The 23,315-nt window shown below is 56.0% G+C and carries 14 protein-coding genes; 7 read left to right on the top strand and 7 right to left on the bottom strand.

Features of this window, described 5'->3' with window-relative positions; all coding sequences use genetic code 11:
* The 4 genes from NHF56_RS12500 to NHF56_RS12515 form a co-directional block, all read left to right on the top strand.
* Nucleotides 1-7,441: tandem-95 repeat protein (locus NHF56_RS12500; protein ID WP_252805023.1), on the top strand; the 7,441-nt coding region annotated here is incomplete at its 5' end.
* 119 nt (nt 7,442-7,560) lie between these two features.
* Nucleotides 7,561-8,985, top strand: a complete 1,425-nt coding sequence (locus NHF56_RS12505) for a TolC family outer membrane protein (RefSeq protein ID WP_252805025.1) — start codon at nt 7,561-7,563, stop codon at nt 8,983-8,985.
* A gap of 14 nt (nt 8,986-8,999) precedes the next feature.
* Nucleotides 9,000-11,243, top strand: coding sequence for a type I secretion system permease/ATPase (locus NHF56_RS12510; protein ID WP_252805027.1), 2,244 nt, complete (start codon nt 9,000-9,002; stop codon nt 11,241-11,243).
* 13 nt (nt 11,244-11,256) lie between these two features.
* Nucleotides 11,257-12,543, top strand: a complete 1,287-nt coding sequence (locus tag NHF56_RS12515; RefSeq protein WP_252805029.1) for an HlyD family type I secretion periplasmic adaptor subunit — start codon at nt 11,257-11,259, stop codon at nt 12,541-12,543.
* A gap of 26 nt (nt 12,544-12,569) precedes the next feature.
* Here NHF56_RS12515 and NHF56_RS12520 read toward each other — a convergent pair whose 3' ends face one another.
* Nucleotides 12,570-13,373 carry a transglutaminase-like cysteine peptidase gene (locus tag NHF56_RS12520; RefSeq protein WP_252805031.1) on the bottom strand — a complete coding sequence of 268 codons (804 nt, stop codon included), beginning with the start codon at nt 13,371-13,373 and terminating at the stop codon, nt 12,570-12,572.
* Between the two features lie 103 nt (nt 13,374-13,476).
* On the opposite strand from NHF56_RS12520, the gene NHF56_RS12525 reads away from it, so the two are divergent.
* Complete coding sequence (locus NHF56_RS12525; RefSeq protein ID WP_252805033.1) at nt 13,477-14,643, top strand: ABC transporter substrate-binding protein; 1,167 nt, start codon at nt 13,477-13,479, stop codon at nt 14,641-14,643.
* 245 nt (nt 14,644-14,888) lie between these two features.
* On the opposite strand, the gene NHF56_RS12530 is transcribed toward NHF56_RS12525, so the two are convergent.
* The 6 genes from NHF56_RS12530 to NHF56_RS12555 all read right to left on the bottom strand — a co-directional run bounded on the left by NHF56_RS12530 (nt 14,889) and on the right by NHF56_RS12555 (nt 22,499).
* On the bottom strand, nt 14,889-15,665 hold the full coding sequence (locus NHF56_RS12530; RefSeq protein ID WP_252805035.1) for a hypothetical protein: 777 nt from the start codon (nt 15,663-15,665) through the stop codon (nt 14,889-14,891).
* Between the two features lie 13 nt (nt 15,666-15,678).
* On the bottom strand, nt 15,679-17,982 hold the full coding sequence (locus NHF56_RS12535; RefSeq protein ID WP_252805037.1) for a VWA domain-containing protein: 2,304 nt from the start codon (nt 17,980-17,982) through the stop codon (nt 15,679-15,681).
* Between the two features lie 8 nt (nt 17,983-17,990).
* Entirely contained in the window at nt 17,991-18,980 is a 990-nt protein-coding gene (locus NHF56_RS12540) for a hypothetical protein (protein WP_252805039.1), read from the bottom strand.
* A gap of 122 nt (nt 18,981-19,102) precedes the next feature.
* On the bottom strand, nt 19,103-20,059 hold the full coding sequence (locus NHF56_RS20835) for a helix-turn-helix domain-containing protein (protein WP_252805041.1): 957 nt from the start codon (nt 20,057-20,059) through the stop codon (nt 19,103-19,105).
* 416 nt (nt 20,060-20,475) lie between these two features.
* A complete protein-coding gene (locus NHF56_RS12550; RefSeq protein WP_252805043.1) occupies nt 20,476-21,843 on the bottom strand; it encodes an ATP-binding protein in 1,368 nt (455 codons plus the stop codon).
* On the bottom strand, nt 21,840-22,499 hold the full coding sequence (locus NHF56_RS12555) for a response regulator transcription factor (protein WP_252805046.1): 660 nt from the start codon (nt 22,497-22,499) through the stop codon (nt 21,840-21,842). The genes NHF56_RS12550 and NHF56_RS12555 overlap by 4 nt, the downstream gene beginning before the upstream one ends.
* Before the next feature lie 134 nt (nt 22,500-22,633).
* Between NHF56_RS12555 and NHF56_RS12560 the strand changes: the two genes are divergently transcribed.
* Both NHF56_RS12560 and NHF56_RS12565 read left to right on the top strand, forming a co-directional pair.
* Nucleotides 22,634-22,915, top strand: coding sequence for a PepSY domain-containing protein (locus NHF56_RS12560; protein ID WP_252805048.1), 282 nt, complete (start codon nt 22,634-22,636; stop codon nt 22,913-22,915).
* Between the two features lie 47 nt (nt 22,916-22,962).
* Nucleotides 22,963-23,286: a hypothetical protein gene (locus NHF56_RS12565; protein WP_252805050.1), complete on the top strand. Its 324-nt coding sequence runs from the start codon at nt 22,963-22,965 to the stop codon at nt 23,284-23,286.
* Nucleotides 23,287-23,315: the final 29 nt, after the last annotated feature.

Raw genomic sequence — 23,315 nt, forward strand, 5'->3', positions numbered from 1 at the left:
TGCAAACTTCAACGGCGCCGATACGTTCGATGTTCTGGTCGATGACGGCCATGGCGGCACCGATACGGTGACGATTGCCGTGACGGTGGATGCCGTCAATGATGCCCCCATTGGCACCGATGGGGCAGCGTCGGGCGATGAAGATACGCTCATTACCGGAACGGTTGTCGCGTCCGATGTCGATGGCGACAGCCTGACCTACACTGTCTCATCTGCCCCGGCCCATGGCACGGTCACGCTTTCGGGCAATGGCTATACCTATACGCCGAATGCAAACTTCAACGGCGCCGATACGTTTGATGTTCTGGTGGACGACGGCCATGGCGGCACCGATACGGTGACGATTGCCGTGACGGTGGATGCCGTCAACGATGCCCCCATTGGCACCGATGGCTCAGCGTCCGGCGATGAAGACACGCTCATCACCGGAACGGTTGTTGCCTCCGATGTCGATGGCGACAGCCTGACCTACACGGTCTCATCTGCCCCGGCCCATGGCACGGTCACGCTTTCGGGCAATGGTTATACCTATACGCCGGATGCAAACTTCAATGGCTCCGATACGTTCGATGTTCTGGTCGATGACGGCCATGGCGGCACCGATACGGTGACGATTGCCGTCACGGTGGATGCCGTCAATGATGCCCCCGTCGGCACCGATGGGTCAGCGTCCGGCGATGAAGATACGGTCATCACCGGAACGGTTGTTGCTTCCGATGTCGATGGCGACAGCCTGACCTACACCGTGTCGTCCAATCCGGCCCATGGCACGGTCACGCTTTCGGGCAATGGTTATACCTATACGCCGGATGCAAACTTCAACGGTGCCGATACGTTCGATGTTCTGGTCGATGACGGCCATGGCGGCACCGATACGCTGACGATTGCCGTGACGGTGGATGCCGTCAACGATGCCCCGGTGGCGCAAGCCATTAGCGTGGAAACAGTCACCGAAGACGATGCGCTGCAGACAATAAATCTTCTCGCTGGCCAGAGCGATGTCGATGCGGGCGACGTGCTGTCAGTGGCCAATATAACGGTCACTGACGATTTGGGCGTAAGCGTTGCCTTCACGAACAATGGTGACGGCACGATTTCAATCGATCCGGCGCAATATGATGCCCTTAATGACGGTGAAAGCCGCAGGCTTACCGTCGCCTATGATGTAACGGACGGCACCGCCAGCGTCGCCAATACCGCGACCTTGATTGTCACCGGCGCAACCGACAACACCGCGCCCGTATCCACAACCGACACCTATTTGACGCTTGAGGACAGGACGCTTGTCATTCCGGCAGGCTCGGGCGTGCTTGCCAATGACAGTGACATCGACGGGGACGCGCTTTCGTCGATCCTCGTCTCCAACGTCAGCCATGGTACCCTTGTGTTGAATACCGATGGCTCGTTCACCTATACGCCTGCCGCGAATTTCAGCGGGATCGACAGCTTCACCTACCGCGCCAATGATGGCACCGCAAACGGCAATCCGGTCACGGTCACGATTGACGTGGCACCGGTCGCCGATGGCGGCACGTTGAACGTGGTGGGGAGCTTCGAGGCCGTTGCCCCGCTGATCAATGTCAGTGACTATGCGGCGGACGATAATCTTGGCGACCTGAACCCGGCGGTCAGCCAACTCTCCAATGGCGACTTTGTTGTCACCTGGAGCGGTAAGTTTGGCAGTGGTTTCGATATCTTTGCAAGGATTTTCGATGCCAGCGGTCAGCCGGTTTCGGGTGAGATCCGTGTCAGCAACACGACATCGGCCAATTTTGCGGACGACAGTTTACCATCGGTGACTGCGCTGGCCGACGGTGGTTTCGTTATCAGTTGGTACGCGGCCCGCGACGGCGATAGCGACGTCTATGCCCGAATCTATGATGCCGACGGTCGGGCGGTCTCTGGTGAGATCAATATCAGCGACACTGCGGGGGATAACAATGTCGACGATTCCGCTTCCTCCCTAACAGCTCTGTCGAGCGGCGGCTTTGTCGTGACATGGGTTCGCAGTGGTGGCAGTCAGGATCTTCGCGCGAAATTGTTTGACGCCACGGGGAATGCGGTCTCCGGCGAAATCGACATCGGCAGCACGGCCTACGACGCCAACGCGAGCGTGACGCCCCTGTCGGATGGAGGTTTCGTCGTAGCGTGGAGGGGCATCCAGAACAACGACAACGACAACGACATTTTCATCAGGACCTTCGATGCCTCGGGCAATGCGATTTCCGGTGAGATCAATGTCAGTGAGTATATCTCCGACACGAACAGGAATGATTTCGACCCCGCGATAACCGCGCTTTCGAATGGCGGCCTTGTCGTGACGTGGCACAGCACGGATGGCAGCCGCGAGGTCTATGCACGGATCCTGGATGCGTCGGGCAATGCGGTTTCCGACGAAATCAACGTCAGCGACAGTGTTTACGCCGACTCCGCCTCGTCCGTGGCGGCCTTGCCGAATGGCGGCTTCATCGTGACATGGTGGGGCTATCATGACGGGGACTACGACATCTTCGCCAGGGCTTTCGATCAGTCCGGTGCCCCGGTCTCCGAGGAGATCAATGTCAGCGACTATCTGGCGGACAACAATCAGCTCGACTTGGAACCTTCGGTCACAGCGCTGTCCAATGGTGGTTTTGTGGTGACATGGCATGGGACTCACGATGGCGATTATGATGTCTTCGCGCGGATCTTCAGTGGAGCCGGCGGCACCGAGGATACGGACTACCCGATCGAGATCGGCGTCACGCTGAAAGATTCCTCCGAAACCGTAACCGGCCTGGTTCTGTCCGGTTTTCCGGCCGGCGCGACCTTCGCGCTGGGACATGCGGATGGCGCGACCTGGGTGATTGACGATGCCGGCGACGTCGCGAGCATTCTGACCAGTGGCGCGATCACGATGACACCGCCGGCCAATTACAGCGGCACGTTTTCGCTGACGACGGTCATTACCGTCAGCGATACGGCCCTGCTTTCGAGCGGAAGCGTGACCGACACGACAACCGTCACGGAAACCAGCCGCATAACGATCAATGCCGTCAACGATGCCCCTGTCGGGACGGACGGTTCTGCCTCGGGCGATGAGGATACGGCGATCACCGGCACGGTGGTCGCAAGCGATGTGGATGGCGACAGCCTGACCTATAGCGTCTCGTCCAATCCGTCCCATGGAACGGTCACCCTGTCAGGCAGTGGCTACACCTATACGCCGGATGCCGACTTCAACGGGTCTGATACGTTCGATGTTCTCATTGACGACGGCAATGGCGGCACAGATACGGTGACGATTGCCGTAACGGTCAACGCCGTCAACGACGCGCCGGTTGTTCAAGCCATAGACTTGGGAACAGTCAGCGAAGACGATGCGGTTCAAACGCTCGATCTTCTCGCCGGTCAAACCGATGTCGATACGGGTGACGTGCTTTCGGTCGTCAATATAACGGTCACCGACGATCTGGGCGCAAGCGTTGCCTTCACCGACAACGGCGACGGCACAATTTCCATTGATCCGTCGCTCTATGACGCGCTGGACGATGGCGAAAGCCGCACGTTGACCATCAGCTACGGGGTCAGCGATGGCACCACAACAGTCGTCAACACGGCGACGCTGGTGGTTAACGGAGCAACGGACAATACCATTCCGGTAGCAGCCAGTGATGACCTCTCGACGCTCCTGCAAACAGGGGAGTTTCTGGCCAATACCGAAACAAATGGCGCTCAGAATCAGCCCGCCATTGTTTCCCTTGCCAATGGCGGCTTTGTCGTCACCTGGCAGAGCGCCGATGGCGTCGATGATACATCTGGCACCAGCATCAAGGCGCAGATGTATGACGCCAACGGCAACGCCGTCGGCGAAGAGTTCCTGGTCAATACAAAGACACGTGACTATCAAATCACTCCCAGTATCACGGCGCTCGCCGATGGCGGCTTTGTCATCACATGGTCAAGCAACGATGGCGCTCACGATATTTCAAACAGCGCTGGCGATTGGTTCCAATATGGAATCAAAGCTCAGATTTATGATGCCAACGGCGATCCTGTGGGTAGTGAATTTCTTGTCAATACAAGGACGTATGACGTTCAATACACGCCCACTATCGCAGCGCTTTCCGATGGCGGTTTTGTCATCACATGGCGGAGCTCGGATGCTGTGGATGATCAGTCACATAGAAGTGTCAAGGCGCAGATTTATGATGCCAATGGGAATACTGTCGGCAGTGAGTTCCTCGTCAACAGCAATACATATCTTGATCAAGGCAAGCCCAGCATCACGGCGCTTTCGGATGGCGGCTTTGTCATAACATGGTATAGTTCTGACGGTGTTGACGATACATCTGGCACTGGTATCAAGGCACAGATTTATGATGCCAATGGAGATACTGTCGGCAGTGAGTTCCTCGTCAACAGCGAGACAAGCGGCGATCAGTCCACATCCAAAGTCACCGCGCTCTCCGATGGCGGTTTTGTCATAACATGGCATAGCTCTGACGGTGTTGACGATAAATCTGGCACTAGCATCAAGGCGCAAATTTATGATGCCAATGGAGATGCTATCGGCAGTGAATTCCTCGTCAACAGCGAGACTGATGGCGATCAAAGCTTTCCGTCTATTACGGCGCTTTCCAATGGTGGCTTTATCATCACGTGGCAGAGTAGAGACGGGGTAGATGATACATCCGGCTATGGTATCAAGGCGCAGATCTATGACGCCAGCGGCAACGCGGTTGGCGATGAATTCCTCGTCAACATTGAAACATCGGGCGATCAGACGAATCCGACTGTCACAGCCCTGTCCGATGGCGGCTTTGCCATCACATGGACGAGCGCGGATGGAGTGGATGATACATCGAGCACCGGCATCAAAGTCCGGCTGTTTGACGCTGATGGCAGTGAAGCGAGCGCTAATTCCTCGGAAAATGTTGTCCACACGATCTGGACATCCACGCTTCTTGCAAATGACACAGATGCTGATGGCGACTCGCTGACGGTCACAGCAGTTTCCGCCACCAGCGCGAATGGGGCGACCGTGACGCTGAACAGCGACGGCACGATTTCCTATGACCCGACCCTTGCAGCAACCATCCAGGCACTGGGCGAAGGCGAAACTCTAACCGACACATTCACGTATACAATCTCTGACGGCAATGGCGGCACGTCCAGTGCAACGGTGACCTTGACGGTTGCAGGCGTCAATGACGCGCCGGTTGTCGTCGCTATCGACGCTGGTGCGGTGAGCGAAGACGATGCTGTGAAGGTGATCGATCTTCTGGCCGGTCAAAGTGATGTTGATGTCAACGATACCCTGGCAGTCGTCAATATCGTCGTTACCGACGATCTCGGCGCAAGCGTTGCCTTCATCGACAACGGCGATGGCAGAATTTCCATTGATCCGTCGCTCTATGATTCTCTGGACGATGGCGAAAGCCGCAAGCTGACCATCAGCTATGGGGTCAGCGATGGCACCACAACAGTCGCCAACACGGCGACGCTGGTGGTTAACGGCGCGACGGACAATACCATTCCGGTAGCAAGCGACGATGACCTATCGGCGCTCCTCCATACAGGGGAGTTTCTGGTCAATACCGAAACAAGTGGCACACAGAATCGTCCCGCCATCGTTACCCTTGCCAATGGCGGCTTTGTCATCACATGGCAGAGCGCCGATGGCGTCGACGACACGTCGGCTACCGGCATCAAGGCGCAGATTTATGACGCCAACGGCAACGCCGTCGGCGAAGAGTTCCTTGTCAACAGCAAGACAAGTGGCGATCAAAACGTTCCCAGCATCACGGCACTCGCCGATGGTGGCTTTGTCATCACATGGCAGAGCGCCGATGGCGTCGACGACACGTCGGCTACCAGCATTAAGGCGCAGATATTTGACGCCAATGGAGATGCTGTCGGCAGTGAATTCCTCGTCAACAGCGTGACATATAGTTATCAATACAAGCCCACGATCACAGCGCTCTCCGATGGCGGATTTGTCATCACGTGGGAGAGCACCGATTTGATTGAAGATAAATCCTCCGGCGGCATCAAGGCTCAGATTTATGATGCCAATGGTGATGCTGTCGGCAGTGAATTCCTTGTCAACACCCGGACATCCAGCGAGCAGTCTGAACCCACAATCACGGCGCTCTCCAACGGGGGCTTTGTCATCACATGGCAGAGCTATGACACCACCGATACATCTAGCACTGGAATCGAGGCGCAGATATTTGATGCCAATGGTGATGCCGTCGGCAGCGAATTCCTCGTCAACAGCGTAACAAAGGGCAGTCAGATCCATCCCACCATCACAGCGCTTTCCGACGGCGGCTTTGTCATCACATGGAATAGTGTTGCTACGATGGACATAGCAAGTTCTGACATCAAGGCGCAGATGTATGATGCCGATGGCAATACGGTCGGCAGCGAATTCCTCGTCAACAGCGAGACAAATGAGAATCAAAGCGTCCCCTCCATCACGGCACTTTCCAATGGTGGCTTTGTCATCACATGGCAGAGCAAAGATGGGGTGGATGATACGTCCGGGTATGGCATCAAGGCGCAGATCTATGACGCCAGCGGCAACGCGGTTGGCGATGAATTCCTCGTAAACAGCGAGACAACGAGCAATCAATATTATCCTAGCGTAACAGCGCTTTCCAATGGCGGCTTTGTCATCACCTGGCAAAGCTGGCAAGGCGTGGATGATACGTCCGGCTATGGCATCAAGGCGCAGATATTTGATGCCGACGGCAATCCGGCAGGGGCAAGTTTTGCGGAAGACTCAATTCACACGATTGACACGGCGCTCCTGCTTTCAAACGACACGGATGGTGATAGCGATGTGCTGACAGTGACTGCCGTCTCTGCAACCAGCGAACACGGCGCAACGGTAACTTTGAACAGTGACGGGACGATTTCCTATGATCCGACCGGATCGGTGACGCTTAATGCGCTCAACAATGGCGAAACGCTGACCGATACTTTCACCTATACGATTTCTGACGGCCATGGGGGCACATCGACGGCCACGGTGACGCTTAGCGCCAGTGGCGTGACGGATGCCGCCGTTACTCCAACCACAATCACCGGGAATGCGCTGGCAAACGTTCTGGAAACCGCTTCAGGCATGAACATCATGACCGGCGGTAATGGCGCCGATACGTTTGTCCTGGACACGGATGCGTTGTCGAACGTGTCGCTTGCGGATGTGATCACGGACTATGACCTGACAGGCGATGGCGACAAGGTCGATGTTTCGGCTTTGCTGGCGAGTGTTTTGGGGCATGAGGCGAGTGGTTCGGAGGCTGCGGCCAATCTGAGCGTGAGGAGTGAAGGTTCCGATACGGTGGTGAGCGTTGACGGGCACGATGTGGCGACGCTGACGGATTACACCGGTGCAGTTCGCCTGATCTACGACGATAGCAATCATACAACGGATGTGAGTGCGGCATGAGGTTGCGTGAGTGGCGGCTATAGATGTGCGCCCGGCTTTTGGGGTTTGCGCGATGTGTAAGGAGCCGGGCTGTTTGGCTAGCCAGCTTTCAAAATGACTTGGGACAGAAGAGTAACATTATGAAGACGAGAAGATCGGGGCTGCTTGGCTGCACGGGGCTTGCTTTGAGTTTGGGACTGTCGCCCGCGTCGGCGATGAGTTTGGCGGAGGCCGTTCAAAAGACGCTTTCCAGCAATCCGCAGGTTTTGGCGGCGGGCGAGAACCGCGAGGCGACTGAGTTTGAGCTTCGTCAGGCACGCGGTGCCTACTTGCCAAGCGTCGATTTGGAAGCAGGCTATGGCAAAAGGCGTCTGTTGAGCCCATCAACGGGCGGCAACTATACGAACCTGACGCCGTCCTATACCTCGCTGACGATCACACAACGTCTATTTGACGGTGGAGCCAGACGGGCGGAGGTCGACCGTCAGGCGGCGCGTGTGGATGGCGCTTCTTTCCGGGTTGCTGAGCGGTCTGAGAACCTGGCCTTGCAGGCGGTGCAATATTATCTGGAATATGTTCTACAGGCCGAGATCGTGCGTGTCGCGCAGGAGAACAAGGCGTTTCACCAGAAGATGCTTGGCGACATCGAGCAGTCGATTGCCGGTGGCGCGCTGACGGATGCCGATCGTTTGCAGGGGCGTGAACGGCTGGAAGCGGCAAACGCGCGTGTAGTCGAAGCCGTTCAGGCGCTGGAAGATGCGGATGCACGCTTCATACGGGTTGTGGGCGAACCGATTGGCACGGTGAAAACGCCGGGATCTATCTCCAAATCTCTGCCACAAAACGTTGAAGATGCGTTACAGATTGCGCGGGCTAATTCACCGGCAGTCAAGGCGGGTCGGGCCGATATCGACGCTGCGGACGCGGCTGTGCGCGGAACGCGTTCGGAATATTTGCCAAAGGTTGATCTGGAGGGTGTGGCTACGCTCGGAAACGACACAAGTGGTACTGCGGGCCGAACGAACTCCTATCAGGTGGGACTTGTTGCGCGCTGGAACCTGTTCAACGGTGGCAAGGATATTGCCAGAGAACAGGAATATGTTCGTCGCTCGGGCGAAAGCCGTATGGCGCTTGATGATACTTACCGGGCGATTGAAGAAGCGGTTCGTTCCGCCTGGTCCGAACGCAAGAACAATGGGGCCTTGAGCGCTACGCTTTCGCGCCAGTCGAATGCAAATGATCAGCTTGTCTCATCCTACAGGGAACAATTCCGGGTGGGCAACCGCTCACTATTAGAAGTTCTGGATGCCCAGAACGCGCGGTTTAATACAGCAGTCCAGGCGCGCATTTCGAAGGTTGCAGCGATTTTTGCCGAATACAAGCTACTGGCTGCGATGGGCAAACTGAGCGACACGATGGGTGGCAAACAGGTTGCCCAAGCCGGTGCTTATGCGCGTGAAGAGTTTGGGGTCAAGAGCCTCGATGATCCCGGCTACAAGAAGCTTAGCGCACATCAGAAGGCGAATATGCCTTTTGATCTGCTCGCCCCTTTGAGAGATAAATAGGCGAGTTGGCTGCGATGAGCGGGGTGAATGAGCAGACCGATGAAAAGCCGGAAACAGACGCGCAAGTGGACAAATCGGGCTCTGACTTTCGTTCGGCCTTTCGCGAGATTGCGATCTGGTTCGAGCGGCCCTCGTCTGAGACGGTTTTGTTTTCCGGCTTTCCCGATGATGCCCTGACAGGCGAAGACGTGGACGATGTTGAGCGTCTCGCGGAGCGGATTGGTCTCGATGTCGCTCCGATTTCGGCGCGTTCCTGCCGAGGTGGCGATTTTGAATGTCCGGCCATTATACGCCTGGGCGACGGTTCGGTTTTACCACTTCTTTGGGCAGATGTTATGGGGCGTTATGTGACCCCGGCGCACCGAATGCTCTCAATCGATGATCTCAAGGCGCTTGCACCTGTTGGCGGGTATTCGTTCGAAAGCCATTACAGCAACCAAAAAGAAACTCCGAGCGTTGGCGATGCGCCCATTATTGAGCGGCGCAACTGGTTGCGTATCACGCTTGCCCCCTTCTGGCGGTCCTACATGAGCGTTGCTGCAACGGCTTTGCTGATCAACCTGATTGCACTTGGGTCACCGCTTTTTACGATGAATGTCTATGACCGAGTGTTGCCAAACAGGGCTATCCCGACGCTCTGGGTTCTGGCTTTGGGTATTGGCCTTGCCTATCTCTTCGATCTCACTTTGAAGACGGCGCGAGCCGAACTGATCGACCATGCGGGCCGTCAGGCGGATTTGCGTCTTTCCGAACGTCTTTTCGACAAGGTCTTGAACACGACACTTGCAAGCCGTCCAATGTCGACGGGCGAATATGCCAGCCGCATAACGCAATATGAGTTTGTACGCGAGTTCTTCACCTCCAACACGATCAGCGTGATGATCGACAGTGTCTTTGTGTTTGTCTTTCTGGGCGTGATCTTCTTGATTGCGGGTTGGCTTGTGGTCATCCCAACTGTCGCGCTGATGGCCTCTATTGCCGTTGGCATTTATGCGCAAGCGCGCATTGGACGGCGCGTTGTGGCAGCGGCGAACGAGTCCGCGAGGCGTCAGGCGCTTTTGGTTGAGACAATATCGACGCTGGAAACGTTGAAGAGCTTGCGGGCCGAGGCCACGATGCTCAAGCGCTGGCGTGAGCTTTCGCTCAATGCCAGCCGCACCTCGGAAAAAATCAAGCAGACCTCGGCGAACGCGTCCCATGTGTCCGGCTTCATCCAGCAGATATCGCGTGTCGCCATCGTCGTTGCCGGTACTTACAGATTTGAAGAGGGCGATATGCCGATGGGGGCGATTATCGCAACAGTCATGCTGGCGGGTCAGGCAGGCGGCCCGATGGGCCAGATCACCATGACGATTGCCCGCTTCCGTCAGGCGCTGATGTCGCTAAGGACGATTTCCGGCATCATGAAATTGGAAGAAGATCGACCATCGACCACCGGTTTTGTCAATCGCGAGGTCAAGGAAGGCGGCTTTGCTTTCGACAGTGTTTCTTTTGTTTATCCGGGCTCTGATCAACCTGTTCTCGTTGGGTTTACCCTTTCCGTTAAACCGGGCGAGAAAGTGGGGATTATCGGGCGGATCGGTTCTGGAAAGACAACAGTTGGACGTTTGTTGGGAGGCCTTTATGCACCTGCAGAGGGGCGGCTTCTGATCGACGGTGTGGATATCCGCCAATATCATGTCGCGGAGGTGAGACGCGCCGTTTCCATTGCCGGTCAATCGTCTGATCTTTTCTCCGGTACGGTGAAGGAGAACCTGCTTTTGGGCCGGGCAGATGCAACGGACGAAGAAATCTTGTCGGTCTGCAGCATGACCGGGGTGGACCAGTTTGTGGCCGCACATCCGCGCGGGTTTGATATGCCGGTGGGCGAGCGTGGTAGCAATCTCTCCACAGGGCAGAAGCAGGCACTCACCATCGCACGTCTTTTGCTGAGCCAGCCAAAGATATTGTTTCTGGATGAGCCATCGGGGGCGATGGACCTTGCAAGCGAAAAACATCTGATCGATTGCCTAAAGGGTGCGCTCAAGCCGGAGACAACCCTTGTCATGGCAACGCATCGTCATTCCATGCTCGAGCTCGTTGACCGTCTGGTTGTGGTCGACAAGGGCAAGGTGATTGCCGACGGTCCCAAACAGGCGGTCATTGCGGCCATGCAAAAGCAAGCGCTCAATGGTGCGTCCCTGGAAGCAGCCAAGAGCGCAGACAAGGCAGCATTGCCAAAGCAACGTCAAGCGACACTCAGCAAGCTGCAATCGTGAAAGAGCCACGGACATGAGGATATACGAGCGTCCGCCGCTATTTGCCCGTTTGACGGTTCTGCCCATCGGATTGTCTATAGCCGCGTTTATCAGTTGGGCTTCATGGGCTGAGATTGACGAGATTGCCCGCGGCGGCGGCAAAGTAATCCCGGTTTCCAAGACGCAATTGGTGCAGACGTCCGAGGCGGGCATCGTGCAGGAGATTGCGGTCCGGCTGGGTGAGCGCGTGAGCCGCGGCGATCTCCTGGTTCAACTTGAAAATGTTACAACGCAATCGACACTTGGCGAAGCGGTTGCAAGAGCCCGGGCGCTTGGGGCCAAAATCGCCCGCTTGTCGTTGGAAGAGGCCGGTAATCTCGAGAAGGATTTTGTCTGCCCAGAAGACATAGCTTCAGTCGCAGAACAGGTCTGCGCCAACGAAGCGCGCCTCTTTGAGGCTGATCGTCAGGCTTACACGAACAAGGCCAATGTATTGAATGCCCGGCTCCTGCAAAAGCGCAATGAGCTTGCCGAGGCCAAAGCCAATATTGACCGCCTGCAGAACAATATTGCGGGTGTTGAGCGGCAATTGGAGATGCTGTCGCCGCTGTTGAAGAAGAAGCTCGTAGCTGAAAGTCAGGTGCTGTCCGCTGAGCGCGAGTTGACCGATCTCCAAGGTCAGCTCAATGTCTTCACCAAAAGCCTGCCCCGGATTACGAGCGCGATCGCCGAGGCGGAATTGATGGCCAACGAAGTGCTGATCGAGTTGAAACAGGAAGCTCTTGCCGACAAGGCGCAGGCGCTGGCGGAACTTTCCGTGGTCAAGGAAACCATTGAAGGGGCAGAAGATCGGGTGCGGCGCACGGATATCCGCTCGCCTGTAGATGGTATAGTCAACACACTCGATGTGAATACAATCGGGGCCTATGTCGAGCCCGGATCGATGATCGCGGGCATTGTGCCAACCGCAGATACACTATTGGTCGAGGCGAAAATATCGCCGCGTGACGTTGCTTTTGTTCGCCCCGGTCAGAAGGCAGTCGTCAAGATCTCGGCCTATGACTTCTCGATCTTCGGAGGACTCGAGGGCGAAGTTTCCAACGTCTCGGCCGACAGTCTGGTCGACAAGGAAAGTGGGGAGGCCTTTTATGTCGTGCAGATCAAGACCGATAAATCCGAACTCGACCGCGACAGCAAGTCCTATCCCATTATACCAGGCATGATCGCCTCCGTTGAAATCCTCACCGGCAAGAAGACAATCCTGAGCTATCTCCTCAAACCTATCAACAAAGCGCGTGAGGAAGCGCTGACCGAACGTTGAGAAGAACGCGGATAAATGGGAACCTCTCAGCCAGCTGAACCTTCCGCAGTGTGAATCTGTTCAGGCTGGATGCCATTTGCGTAGGCCGCCAGATTGACATTGCTTCTTGGCTGCCCATGAAAATACGCCCTTCCATTTACAATAGAATAAAGCGGCAGATAGTTGGGAAGCTGTTGATCGCTCAAAACGGCTTCATGCAGATTATCGAGGATAAAATGGCGGCCACCGGCGCGAACATCGAGAACCGCATGATAGAGGCCACGTCCTTGGTCGAATACGACAACGAGTGCCATATCGGAGAGAGCAACACCTTCTTTGGCCAGAAGCGCCATCTTCAATATGGCGAAGTCCTCGCAGTCGCCCTTGCCATTGGACAGCGTCTCATCGGGCGTCGCCCAATGATCGGCGGCTCCATAAAGCGTCGCGTCGCTTTGGTAGCGAATGGAACGATTGACGCTGGCATTGATCGCAATCATGCGATCGCGCAGCGAGGGTTGTGGCAGATAGGAAGCTTTCGAAACGATAGCCCGGCCAGAGTTGGCGCTAATCTCGTTCCAGGCAGACGCGAACATTTTCAACGCTGGAAGCTTGCCAATAGGCAAAGCGACGCTGCCGAAAACACCGGGCGAGTTGGCGGATTTGGCGGTTATCTGCCTGTTCGACGCATGCGAAACCGATGCCGTTTTGACGGGATCGCTGTTTCCTGCTTCTGCCGCCTTGTACTGGGCGGTGAGCGATGCCAGTTGTCCCGCTTGCACCGCCGTTTCAGATGCAAACAGGCCGGAAAGGCCCATAATCAATGCGGCAATGGCTTTCTTATTGTTCTTCATTTTGCCGTTTCTCCAAATTGATGAGAAGTTTAGCAAAGAGAGAAAAAGATCCAGTGAAGCAGGTTGCTCTAATTAACGGCGCGAAATTGAGAGAATGGTAACCATGCAAAAGACGGTTTTTGGAAGGTTTGTTTTTGACAAGGCATTTGCAATGCTCTTGCTAAGCGGGTTTTTGCTTGGCGGGTGCCAGTCCGATGCCAGCAAACTGGCCGAAGGGATTGAAGCTCCGGCCCCACCCGTTGCCGGGAACACAAGCGAAGTCATTGGAAATGGTGAAAACGAAATTGCTTTGCTTCTTCCCGTAGAAGCAGATGGCAATTTATCTGCGGACGAGCGGGCTGTGCGTGATGGCGCAGCACTTGCCGTCAATGATCTTGGCGGCAAATATACGCGGCTTAATGTCGTGTCTGTGCCTTTGGAACCAAGCCAGGCACAAACAGTGTTCAAGACAGCCCTTGCGTCGAAACCCGTAGCGCTGATCAGCTTTTTGCCGGCCTCGCTTAGTGTTGAACTGACTGCAAAAAAAGCCCTCCCGCCAATCTTCAACCTCACAAGTTCCAGTTCATCTCAGGGCGCGAATATCTATGGCATGGCTGTGGATCTGGCCGCCGAAGAACGCATGGCAATTGCCGCAACGGTGGCTGCAGGCAAGAAATCTTTTGTCCTTGTCATTGAAGATGGCTACCCCGCCGACTTCGTCGGAACGCTGCAAAAACAAATTGTTTCGGCTGGCGGAAGTGTCGTGCAAATTCTTCGCTATCCTGCTGATATTAAAGCGGCGGCATCAAGTTTGGCTAAGGCAAAGTCTGCGATCAAGAATGCCGACGCGGCCCTAATTTCCGGAAATACCGCAGCAACACCTGCCGTCATCAAGACAATCAAGACGGCCAACCCCGGTATCACACTCATCGGTGCCAGCGACTGGCCAAGCGCCGCATACACTTTGCCGGAAGCAAATGGCGCACTGGTTACCTCCTTCCAGCGAGACAATCTCGCAGGCGTCGCGGCAAGGTTTGGCTCGCAATTTGGTTATGCGATCAACAATTACGCCGCCACTTCCTATGATGCTGTAGCTCTCGTCTCCGGTCTCATCCGAGCAAATGGAAAATCCGCCCTGTCAGCACGAACCCTGACCTCGCCAAAGGGCTTCACTGGAACAACGGGCATCTTTCGCTTCAATAAAACCGGCAAAATCGAACGAAAAGCCATATCCTATGTTGTAAACGACAATACTCTCAAGCCGCTCGAAGAACTCGATCAGGCTTTTTGAGAAGAAGCGAATAGAGGCGAATCTTCTTATGTCCGGTTGCCAGAGTGCGGCAGCCAAATTTTGCGGCTGCCCATGACAGCAAAGCCTCGTAAGATTTTCAGGTCTTGTCGTATCGCGTGGCTATGCAGCGAGACTGCTTGAGAACATTCTCTCTATACGCTTGCGATCTTTGTAGGCTTTGACGTCGCAGGATTGGCCGGCAACCGCCAAAAATGAAACAGACCACCGTTGTTTTCTTTTCGCGCTTATTCCCCGACACGCTGCCAGATATTGTGGCTGGTCATGCGGCAGTCTTTTCCAGCGCCAAGCGCGGCGGCGGCTTCTGCGGGAAGCACTATGCTCAGGGTCGTGTCGTGCTCGATGCGGCCCTCATCCTTGACCGCCAGCCGCCATGTCATTTTGCTGCCTTTGCCCTCACCAGCGGAAAGTTGCCCAAAAAGTTCCGGAAAAACCTCTGTCTGCCATGTGTCGTCTGCAACCTGCTTCCAAACGACTTTGCTTTTCATGCCCGCTTCAAAGCTCCGGGTCATTTCGAGTTGATCGGGATGGAAAGGAACCTCGAAAACCACACGGCGCGGCGTCTTCCATTCTGCCGGCAAGGCACCCGGTGATTTGGGGAAAGCCTGCTGCATCATGGAGGGGCAACCGGTCAGCTTGGTTTCGCCCAGTTTTGCCTGCCACAGACCGGATTTCGGCTGGATACCCTGAAACAGCGCCAGTTCGTCGTTCTCACTTCCGCACTCACGCGCAATCGTTCTGCGCGGGCGGCTATCCCAACGGTAGGTGTTTGTCCTACGGTCGACAACGAATATCGCGTCGGGAGAAGATGGTGGTGCGATACCAAATACCTCGACAGAGGAGATAGCAAGCTGATCTCGGGGATGAGAGGAGAGATAGAAATTTACGCCGGTGCCATAGCAATCTGCGACGATCGCCTTTTCTCCCAGAGGGGCAGCCCAAGCGGTGGAAGCCATGACTGTGCCAAGGCAGGAAAGAGCAAAAAGTGTCAGGTAGCGATACATGGTTTCAGGTCTCTCAATCAAGTGAAGGTGCCGGAATGCGTGACGGAGCCAGGAGGTCAAGCACCTGGTCCGCCGTCATCGTTTTCGAAAGGGTCTTCGCGGTGCCGTTGGCTTTGAGATTGGCGCGGATCAATTCTGCCTCCCGTGTCGAAATGTAGGGGGTGAATTCGCAGATTTCGTCACCAGGCTGGATTTCAAGGCAATTTTCGCCATTCGGCTGGTTCAGGCCCATCAGCTTGAAATTACCTGCCCGGTCGCGATCAAAGAACCATGTTGATAGACGCCCATCAGGCAACGGGCGCGCAGCCTCAACAGACCAGAGTGCCGGCATCTTTCCGGAAATGGGCGGGTTCGGATGGGAAAAGTCGCAGTCTTCGTCACCGCAACGGCGGATGACGTGGCCGGTCGTCATCCACGTCTGCAACGTTTCAAGCGCCTTATATGCGGCGGGGTCATCGGGCGCGCTGTCATTGCGCCAAAGGCAGAGCTGCCCGGCGCGCGTGATAACGCAGGGACCGTTGTCGTCAATCCACTGGTGCGGGTTGAGAATGATATGATGCAAGTTACCACCTGCTTGCCAGAATTCCACATATGGATTGGAAAGCGGCGCACCGCTCGCGGCCTGCCCCGCAGTCATCGGCGCGTTTGAGGGTTGATCGGCGACCCAGCCTGCTGGCAGGAAAAAGAACAGTCCGGTTTCTTCATCCCTCAGTTCGCAATTTTGCTCGCCGAGGCATGTGAAAGCGTAGTCTTCCCAGGGCTTGCCGTCCGCCCCGTCGTCGGGGCCATGGCCGTCACCATCGCCAGCTTCGGTTTTTTGCAAATTTGGGGACTCTTCGAAACCCACACCAACTGGCAGATACACGCGCGCCTTCTCGACAATTTCGCCCGAACTGTCGTAGCCGGTGTAGACCAGATCATAGTCGTTCGGTTCGTTAGGAGCGACGATCTGCTTGCCCTCGGCCAGTTCGCCAAGCGTGAATCCCCAATCAATGCGCTCATCGCCGCGCCAGATTTCGATACGGTCACCCAGAAGCTGGCTGCCTCTGCTTGACACTTCAACGGGCGCACCGGGTGCATAGGTGACTTTGGGAATGGAAATGGTCACCTCAGGATCCGGCTGGGCCTCGATCTCCATTTCATCCAGAACCTCACCGCCCCATGTTTCGAGGCGAAGAATGAACCGGCCCGGTTGGTCGAGATTGATGGCGGCACTCTTGGCGCCAAGGGTTCCCTCAACCGTGGAATAGGTGATGGAATCGCCACCCTTCAGCGGGTAAAGGCGCAAGGCCAGAGCCGCTCCCCCGGTTTCGGAACCTTCCGCTGAAACACCAAGATCAATCCACGCTGTGCCAAGTGCATAAGGTCCGTGATTGGTCATGCCTGCTTTGGGTTTGACCGGCTCCGGCTCGTCTGCGAGGTAACGTGCCGAACTGACAGAACCGTTGAAGTCACCCAGCGTCGGTAAGTCGGTTTCCACCACGCGGCATTTGCCCTGATAATCGGCATCGGTACAAATGAGCCAACGGCCCTTCACTCGCGCGCTAAAGGCAGAATCGTTCGCATCACCATCGAGCCCGGGCTCGAAGGGAATGCTGTCGAAATTCGGGGTGTCCCCCGGCACTGCAAAAGATTGACCATTGAAATTATCACCCTCGAAGAAGGTGAGGCTTGGCCCGGACACTTGCGGCACCGGTGCGGTTGTGCGAACCAGCGCTTCGGCAAGCTCCTGGCCGGATTGCGGCGTCAGCAACAAACCACCCGTTTTTTCGGGCACACAGGAAAGTGCTTCCGCTTCTTCCGGCTTCAGGCCGAAGCCCACCACATGCGCGCGAATTTTGATGCCTTCGCCCACCAGTTCATCTGCAACCGCACAGGGGTCAACGTCGCAGGTTTCCAACCCATCTGTCACAAGCACGATGTCGGCTTCTTCTGATGTCCTGGGTATTAGACCCGCCGCCATTCGCAGAGATTGTCCCAAGGGCGTTTTGCCTTTGGGGTTCAACTGATTAAGGCGTGCCGACATTGAGGCGGTATCGGTGGGCCCGACCGGGGCCAGCACTTCAATGTCGCTGCAATCGCCCTTCCTGTTGTGGCCATAGGCGATAATACCCAGCGGAACTGTCGCATCGCGCGACGAAAAGAACCCGCCAAGTACATCGCGCGCCACCTCTATTTTGGTTCGCCCTTCGCTCAACTGCCCCCACATGGAGCCGGAGGCATCCAAAATGAGAACGGTTGCCTTGTCCGCCTGCTGGGCATTGACGACAGGGGACATGCTCGCGCTTAAGACCAGCGCTGCGAAAATCTTCTTCATATTGTGCCTCATGCCGTTGGCTCTGGTTGGGAGGTTGCGTTTACGGTGCGGGCAGGCACCCAATGTGCCGCCTTGTTGCCGATGTCTCTGAATTTTGCAGAAAGGGACGCAAGTTTGGCGCGCCATTCCGGATTGGGTGACTGACCTTCCGTCACATGGAAAAAGGCCTGCATCATGCAGCATATGGCAAAGGGTTCGATGAGAGCGGCTTTGACTGCCCAGGCAAACAGTATGGCAAAAGCGATACCGCCCGCACTCCATCCGCCGGGCATCAGGTATGCCAGACCCGCTGCTGGCGCGAGCATGAGCAGGAACACAATGAAGGCCAGCCCATAGCTGATGACTGCAATAACGGCAGCATTCTTCAGCATGGCTTTGTAGTTCTGGCCGTAAAGCACCAAAGCCTCCTCGGCCGCAGACCAGGGATTATCCGCCCGCGTGCGAATGGCATGGGCCAGAATGACTTCATCGACAAAGCCCACAGCCACTTTCAGAAAGGCACGGAAAAAGCTGATCAGTTGCTCCAGGCCGGGTATGGGCAAGATGCTTGCAATACCTTCCAGCAAACCTGTAATTGCGTTGATCACGCCCTTGATGAGCTGGTCTAGCCCGAACAGCACGCTTGCCTGAACAAAGCGCTCCTGCACGACGGTTTTGCCATACGCTATCTGCCCCTGGCCATTGGGCAACGTACCGCTGTCGAGCAATTCAACAAGAACCGCGATATGTCCCGCCTTGAGAATATAGAGAATATATTCGCGCAGGAAATAGAGTATTGCGGCAACAATACCAAAACCGACGGCACCGCCCAAAACCGTGCTGGAGGCCAGGAAGTCCTCATCGCCAAACTGGCCGACCCCAAAACCGATGCCTGCACCTGCGCCTGTGGCCGCTATGTAAATGCAGGCAATACCGAAATAGACAATTATGCGAAAAGTGATGTAAGGCGCGGTTCGCGCCATCAGCCCTAAAGAACGGGCGATGCTGAAATCCCACATGTAAAATCCTCGAATTCAACGCTGGCGGCTGCCGACAACGCGTCTTTCAGGCGAAAATATGGGAAGGAAGCAGGTGTTGTCTTGGGGAGAGAGGAACTATTATGCGGGGTAATCGGAACTGCTTAACGCGGAAATACCGTTGCCCTTACATCTGAGGGCGACATGGAAAAGGCCCGTCTGAAGCGGGCATTGAACCAAGATAAATCGCCAAACCCGGAGCGAAGCGCAATCTGGGAAATGTTGAGATGCCTGCATGCGGGGTCGCAGAGCATCTTGTGCGCCAGCAGAAGCCGTTGCTGGGCAACATAGTCGCTGAAGGATGTCCCCTCACTTTTAAAAAGCCCACGAATATAGCGGGGGCTCACCCCCTCGCGTCTAGCAACGGATTCGACATTCAAGTCCGCTTGCGTCAAACGCTGTTCGATGTCAGCTTTGATGGTTTTCAGCCGCGCGGCGCGCACACCCCTGCCTGCCGCCAGTTCATGGGCATCGCGATTGGCGCCGAGGGCCGCCAAAGCCAGATCCTGCAAATGCGTTGCATATAGTTGCAGGTCTTCCGAGTGGAGGTGACCAGCCTCATTGTGCAGGCTTCTTGCATAATCACGAAAGAGCCGCCACTGCGGTGTGAGAGCACAGCTTTGTTGCATAAACGCGTTGAGCCCTGAAGTCGCCGGGGTCAAAAATGCGCGTGGAATAGAAACATAAAAAGCATCTGTCTGGTCGCCGGAAAATTTGACCACACCGGGAATTTCGTTTGGATCCAGATAGACAGACCCAACCTGAAGTTCCCATTGAACCCCACCTGCCTGCTGCATCGAATATCCACCGGAAAGCGGTATATGGAACATCACATTATCCTCCATGTCCGCTGCCATTTGCGCGGTGCGAATGGCGGTTGAGGCTGAGTGCCTGCCATGGCCGATAATGAGATTGGGAAGGATCGTTATCGTCGTCTCGGACCGAAATGTCTCGAGATCGTCTGGCGTAAATTCCAGTTTGGCAATATGGGCTACAGCGTCCTGAAATGCTTCAACACGCCTGCTTTCTTCGAAATCGCCCGACCTCAAAGAAACAAACACGATTTCTGCCCTCCACGAAAGCCCACAGAAAACCAGTTATCAAGGGCACAAGACCAAGCCAAAATAGTCGATTTAGAAAGCCCGAAATGTGTCGCTCTGGCAAGCGCAAAGATGCGTACATTTTCACCGGCACATGGGTAGCGGAAATGTCTGCCTACAGCCTCCGGGTTTCCGAGCTTAAACGTCCGCAAAAATCAGCGCAAAGCTGCCCTCGCCTTATTCCCGTCTCGGCGCTCCGAAGCGGAGATAATTTCCGGCGATGAAGCCACATCGACCGATGCCCAAAACCCAGTTCAGAAAGGTGGTATCCAAGATCGCTTGAGACCGGAAACATGCTGGTTTGAAGGGATTTTAATAGCCAACCAAACTGGATGAGCTAGTCGTCTGGACCTGAAGTTGGCTTCAGGTCCAGATGACTAGAGCGGCAAGTGGACGGACACGTCTACGCCGTCTTCGTGGCCATGCCTCGGTGATGCGATTGTCACCTCGGCGCCGACGCGGTCGGAAATGGCTTTCACGATTGCCAGACCCAGACCGTTGCCGGCGACTTTTCCGGTGCCGCGTTCGAAGCGTTTCAGGAGCCTTTGCATTTCCTGCGGTGCCAGTTGCGGGCCGGCGTTGGATATCCGCAAAGTGCCTTCCGACGTCAGGACCATGTCCACCGGCTTGTCCTGCGCGCCATATTTCAGAGCATTTTCGATCAGATTGCGGCACAAGATGCCGACAGCGTCGGGGTCGATGGTGGTGTAGACCGGATGCTCGGGCATTTGCAGCCGCACCCTGCCCTCACCTGCTCTTTCAAAATCGCCGGCGATCATGCGAAGCACCACGCAGATGTCTGAAGCCTCATCGGTTCTCAAACGCCCGCCTTCGGCGCGGGCGAGCTGCATGAGCTTTTCCGACATACGCATCAGCCGCTTCAGCGTGGCCTCGATCTCGATAGCACGCTGAGCGGACTGCTTTTCTTGCGTCTCTGTCTGTATGCGCTGGGCCTGGGCGATGGCACCGGCGACCGGGGTTCGCAGCTCATGGGCGGCATTGGCGGCGAAAGCACGCTCTGCATTGAAGGCGGCTCTGAGGCGGTCGAGAAGCTGGTTCACGGCCTGCGAAATGGGGCGCAATTCGCGCGGCAGGCGATCATCGGCAAGCGGAGAAAGGTCTTGTGCGCTCCTGGCTGCCAGATCCTGGCGAAAAGCGCGTATGGGGTTGAGCGAGAGACGAACACCCAGAATGATCGCTAAGAAACTGACCGGGATGACGATGATCAGAGGCAGGAGCAAACCGAGCAGCATCTTGGAGGCGATCTCTTTGCGCTGCTCCAGGGGTTCTGCCACCGCAATTGTCAGACCGCCGCTACCTGCGGCCTCATAGTAAAGCTGATGCGTTTGTGTGCGAAGGAAACCGTCTTTCTGATAGGGCGGAAAGATGGACTGATCGACATCGCCAGACGTGAGCAGCACATCGCCTTGCGCATTGCGCACGAGAAAGGTGACATCCTCGCCATAGCGGGCTTCGCGATCACCGCTGCGTCTGAGATTGTTTTCCAGCTCCTCCTCATCATCATCGTCTTTTGGCGGTCTGTGCCTTCTGATGCCTTCGCGCAGATCGTGGCGGGCAATGGGCAGGATACGCTGGGCCGTTGCCTTCAACCCGTCGTCGAAAACCTCTTCCATTTCTTCGCCCACGAGATGGGCAGTTACGGCTGCGGCCAGCAGCCAAAGAATGGTCACTGACAGGCCGACAACCAGGGCAAGCCGGGCCTGGAGAGAATTTCCAAATTTCATGGGTGGCCCAAACGGTAGCCAAGACCGCGTTCGGTTTCGATGACGTGTGCACCAAGCTTCTTGCGCAGGCGACTGACATGCACCTCGATGGCGTTGCTTTCAACTTCAGTTTCGAATGAGTAAAGCCGCTCCTCAAGCTGGCTTTTGGACAGCAATTGTTCAGGGCGCTGCAAAAAGGCCTCGAAAAGCACCCATTCGCGCGCCGTCAACACCACAGGCTTGCCGTTCAGCCGGATAGTGCGCGCGGCGAGGTCCACTTGCAGAGGCCCGTGTACAATCAGCGGATTGGGATTGCCGGCATAACGCCTAGCCACAGAACCAATGCGTGCGGAAAGTTCGGCAAGATCGAAGGGCTTTATCATGTAGTCATCCGCGCCCGCATTGAGCCCGGCAATCCTGTCGGAGACCTGATCAAGGGCAGTCAGGATGATCACCGGGGTGACTTCGCCGCGGCCGCGGAGGTTTTTCAGAAACGGAATACCCAGGCCATCGGGCAGCATCAGATCGAGCAGGATGAGGTCGTAAGCAGCGGCGGCCAGCGCGTCATCGGCTTTATCAAGGCGGTTTGCCCAGTCGACGGAGTGACCATCAGACGCGATCTGGTCGCGAATGGCCTCGCCCAATACGGAATCGTCCTCTATCAACAGCACCCGCATAATCTTCGCCTCTTTTCACCCACCTTTTAGTCTACCTGAAACCTTACGGGAAGCTGAAGCAATTTCGCTGATTGCGTCAGGCGTCAGTCAGTTTTGTCTCCGATTGTGGCCTCATGGAATTGAGGAAACGACGCATGAAGACCGGCTTTTTGTCCACGCTGCTGCTCGCCTTTGTAACAGCAACAACCGCACAGGCATGGGACGATGATTGCGATGTGCCCATCAGCAAATGGCAGCCGCGCTCAGCCGTTCTCGCGCTCGCCGAAACACAAGGCTGGAGGCTGAAGCGCATCAAGATCGATGACGGCTGCTACGAAGTCTATGGCAGGGACGAAACCGGCCAGTCTTTTGAGGCCAAGATCGATCCGAAGACGCTGCAGATCATCGCAATCCGCAGAGGCCATCCGCATCGCTGAACTTTACCCCACCAGAACCCAAACCCACGTCAATAGAGGAGACTGTCATGACCTTTCAAACACGACTTCTTGCCGCTTCTGCTTTTGCCCTTTTGCTGGCGGGCAGTGCTGCGCAGGCAATGCCAACAGCCGAGATCGGCAACGACAATGCTCAAGCCACCCCAATCACCCAGGTCGGGTTCCACTGGTTTGGCGATGATGACCGCGGCCGTGGGGACGACGACGACCGCCGGGGTTCCCATGGTTATCGCGGGGATGATGACGATGACGATGACGACGGTGGCAAAAACATGATCCGGCAGCAGTCTGCCACACCGCCAAGCAATGGACTTTTCAATCCGGGCAGCACGCCTGCTGTTCAATCCAACTGACTGCCTCGACTGCAACAAGGAGACCTCAC

This window comes from Rhizobium sp. L1K21, from assembly GCF_024055895.1.
Lineage (GTDB): Bacteria > Pseudomonadota > Alphaproteobacteria > Rhizobiales > Rhizobiaceae > Ensifer_A.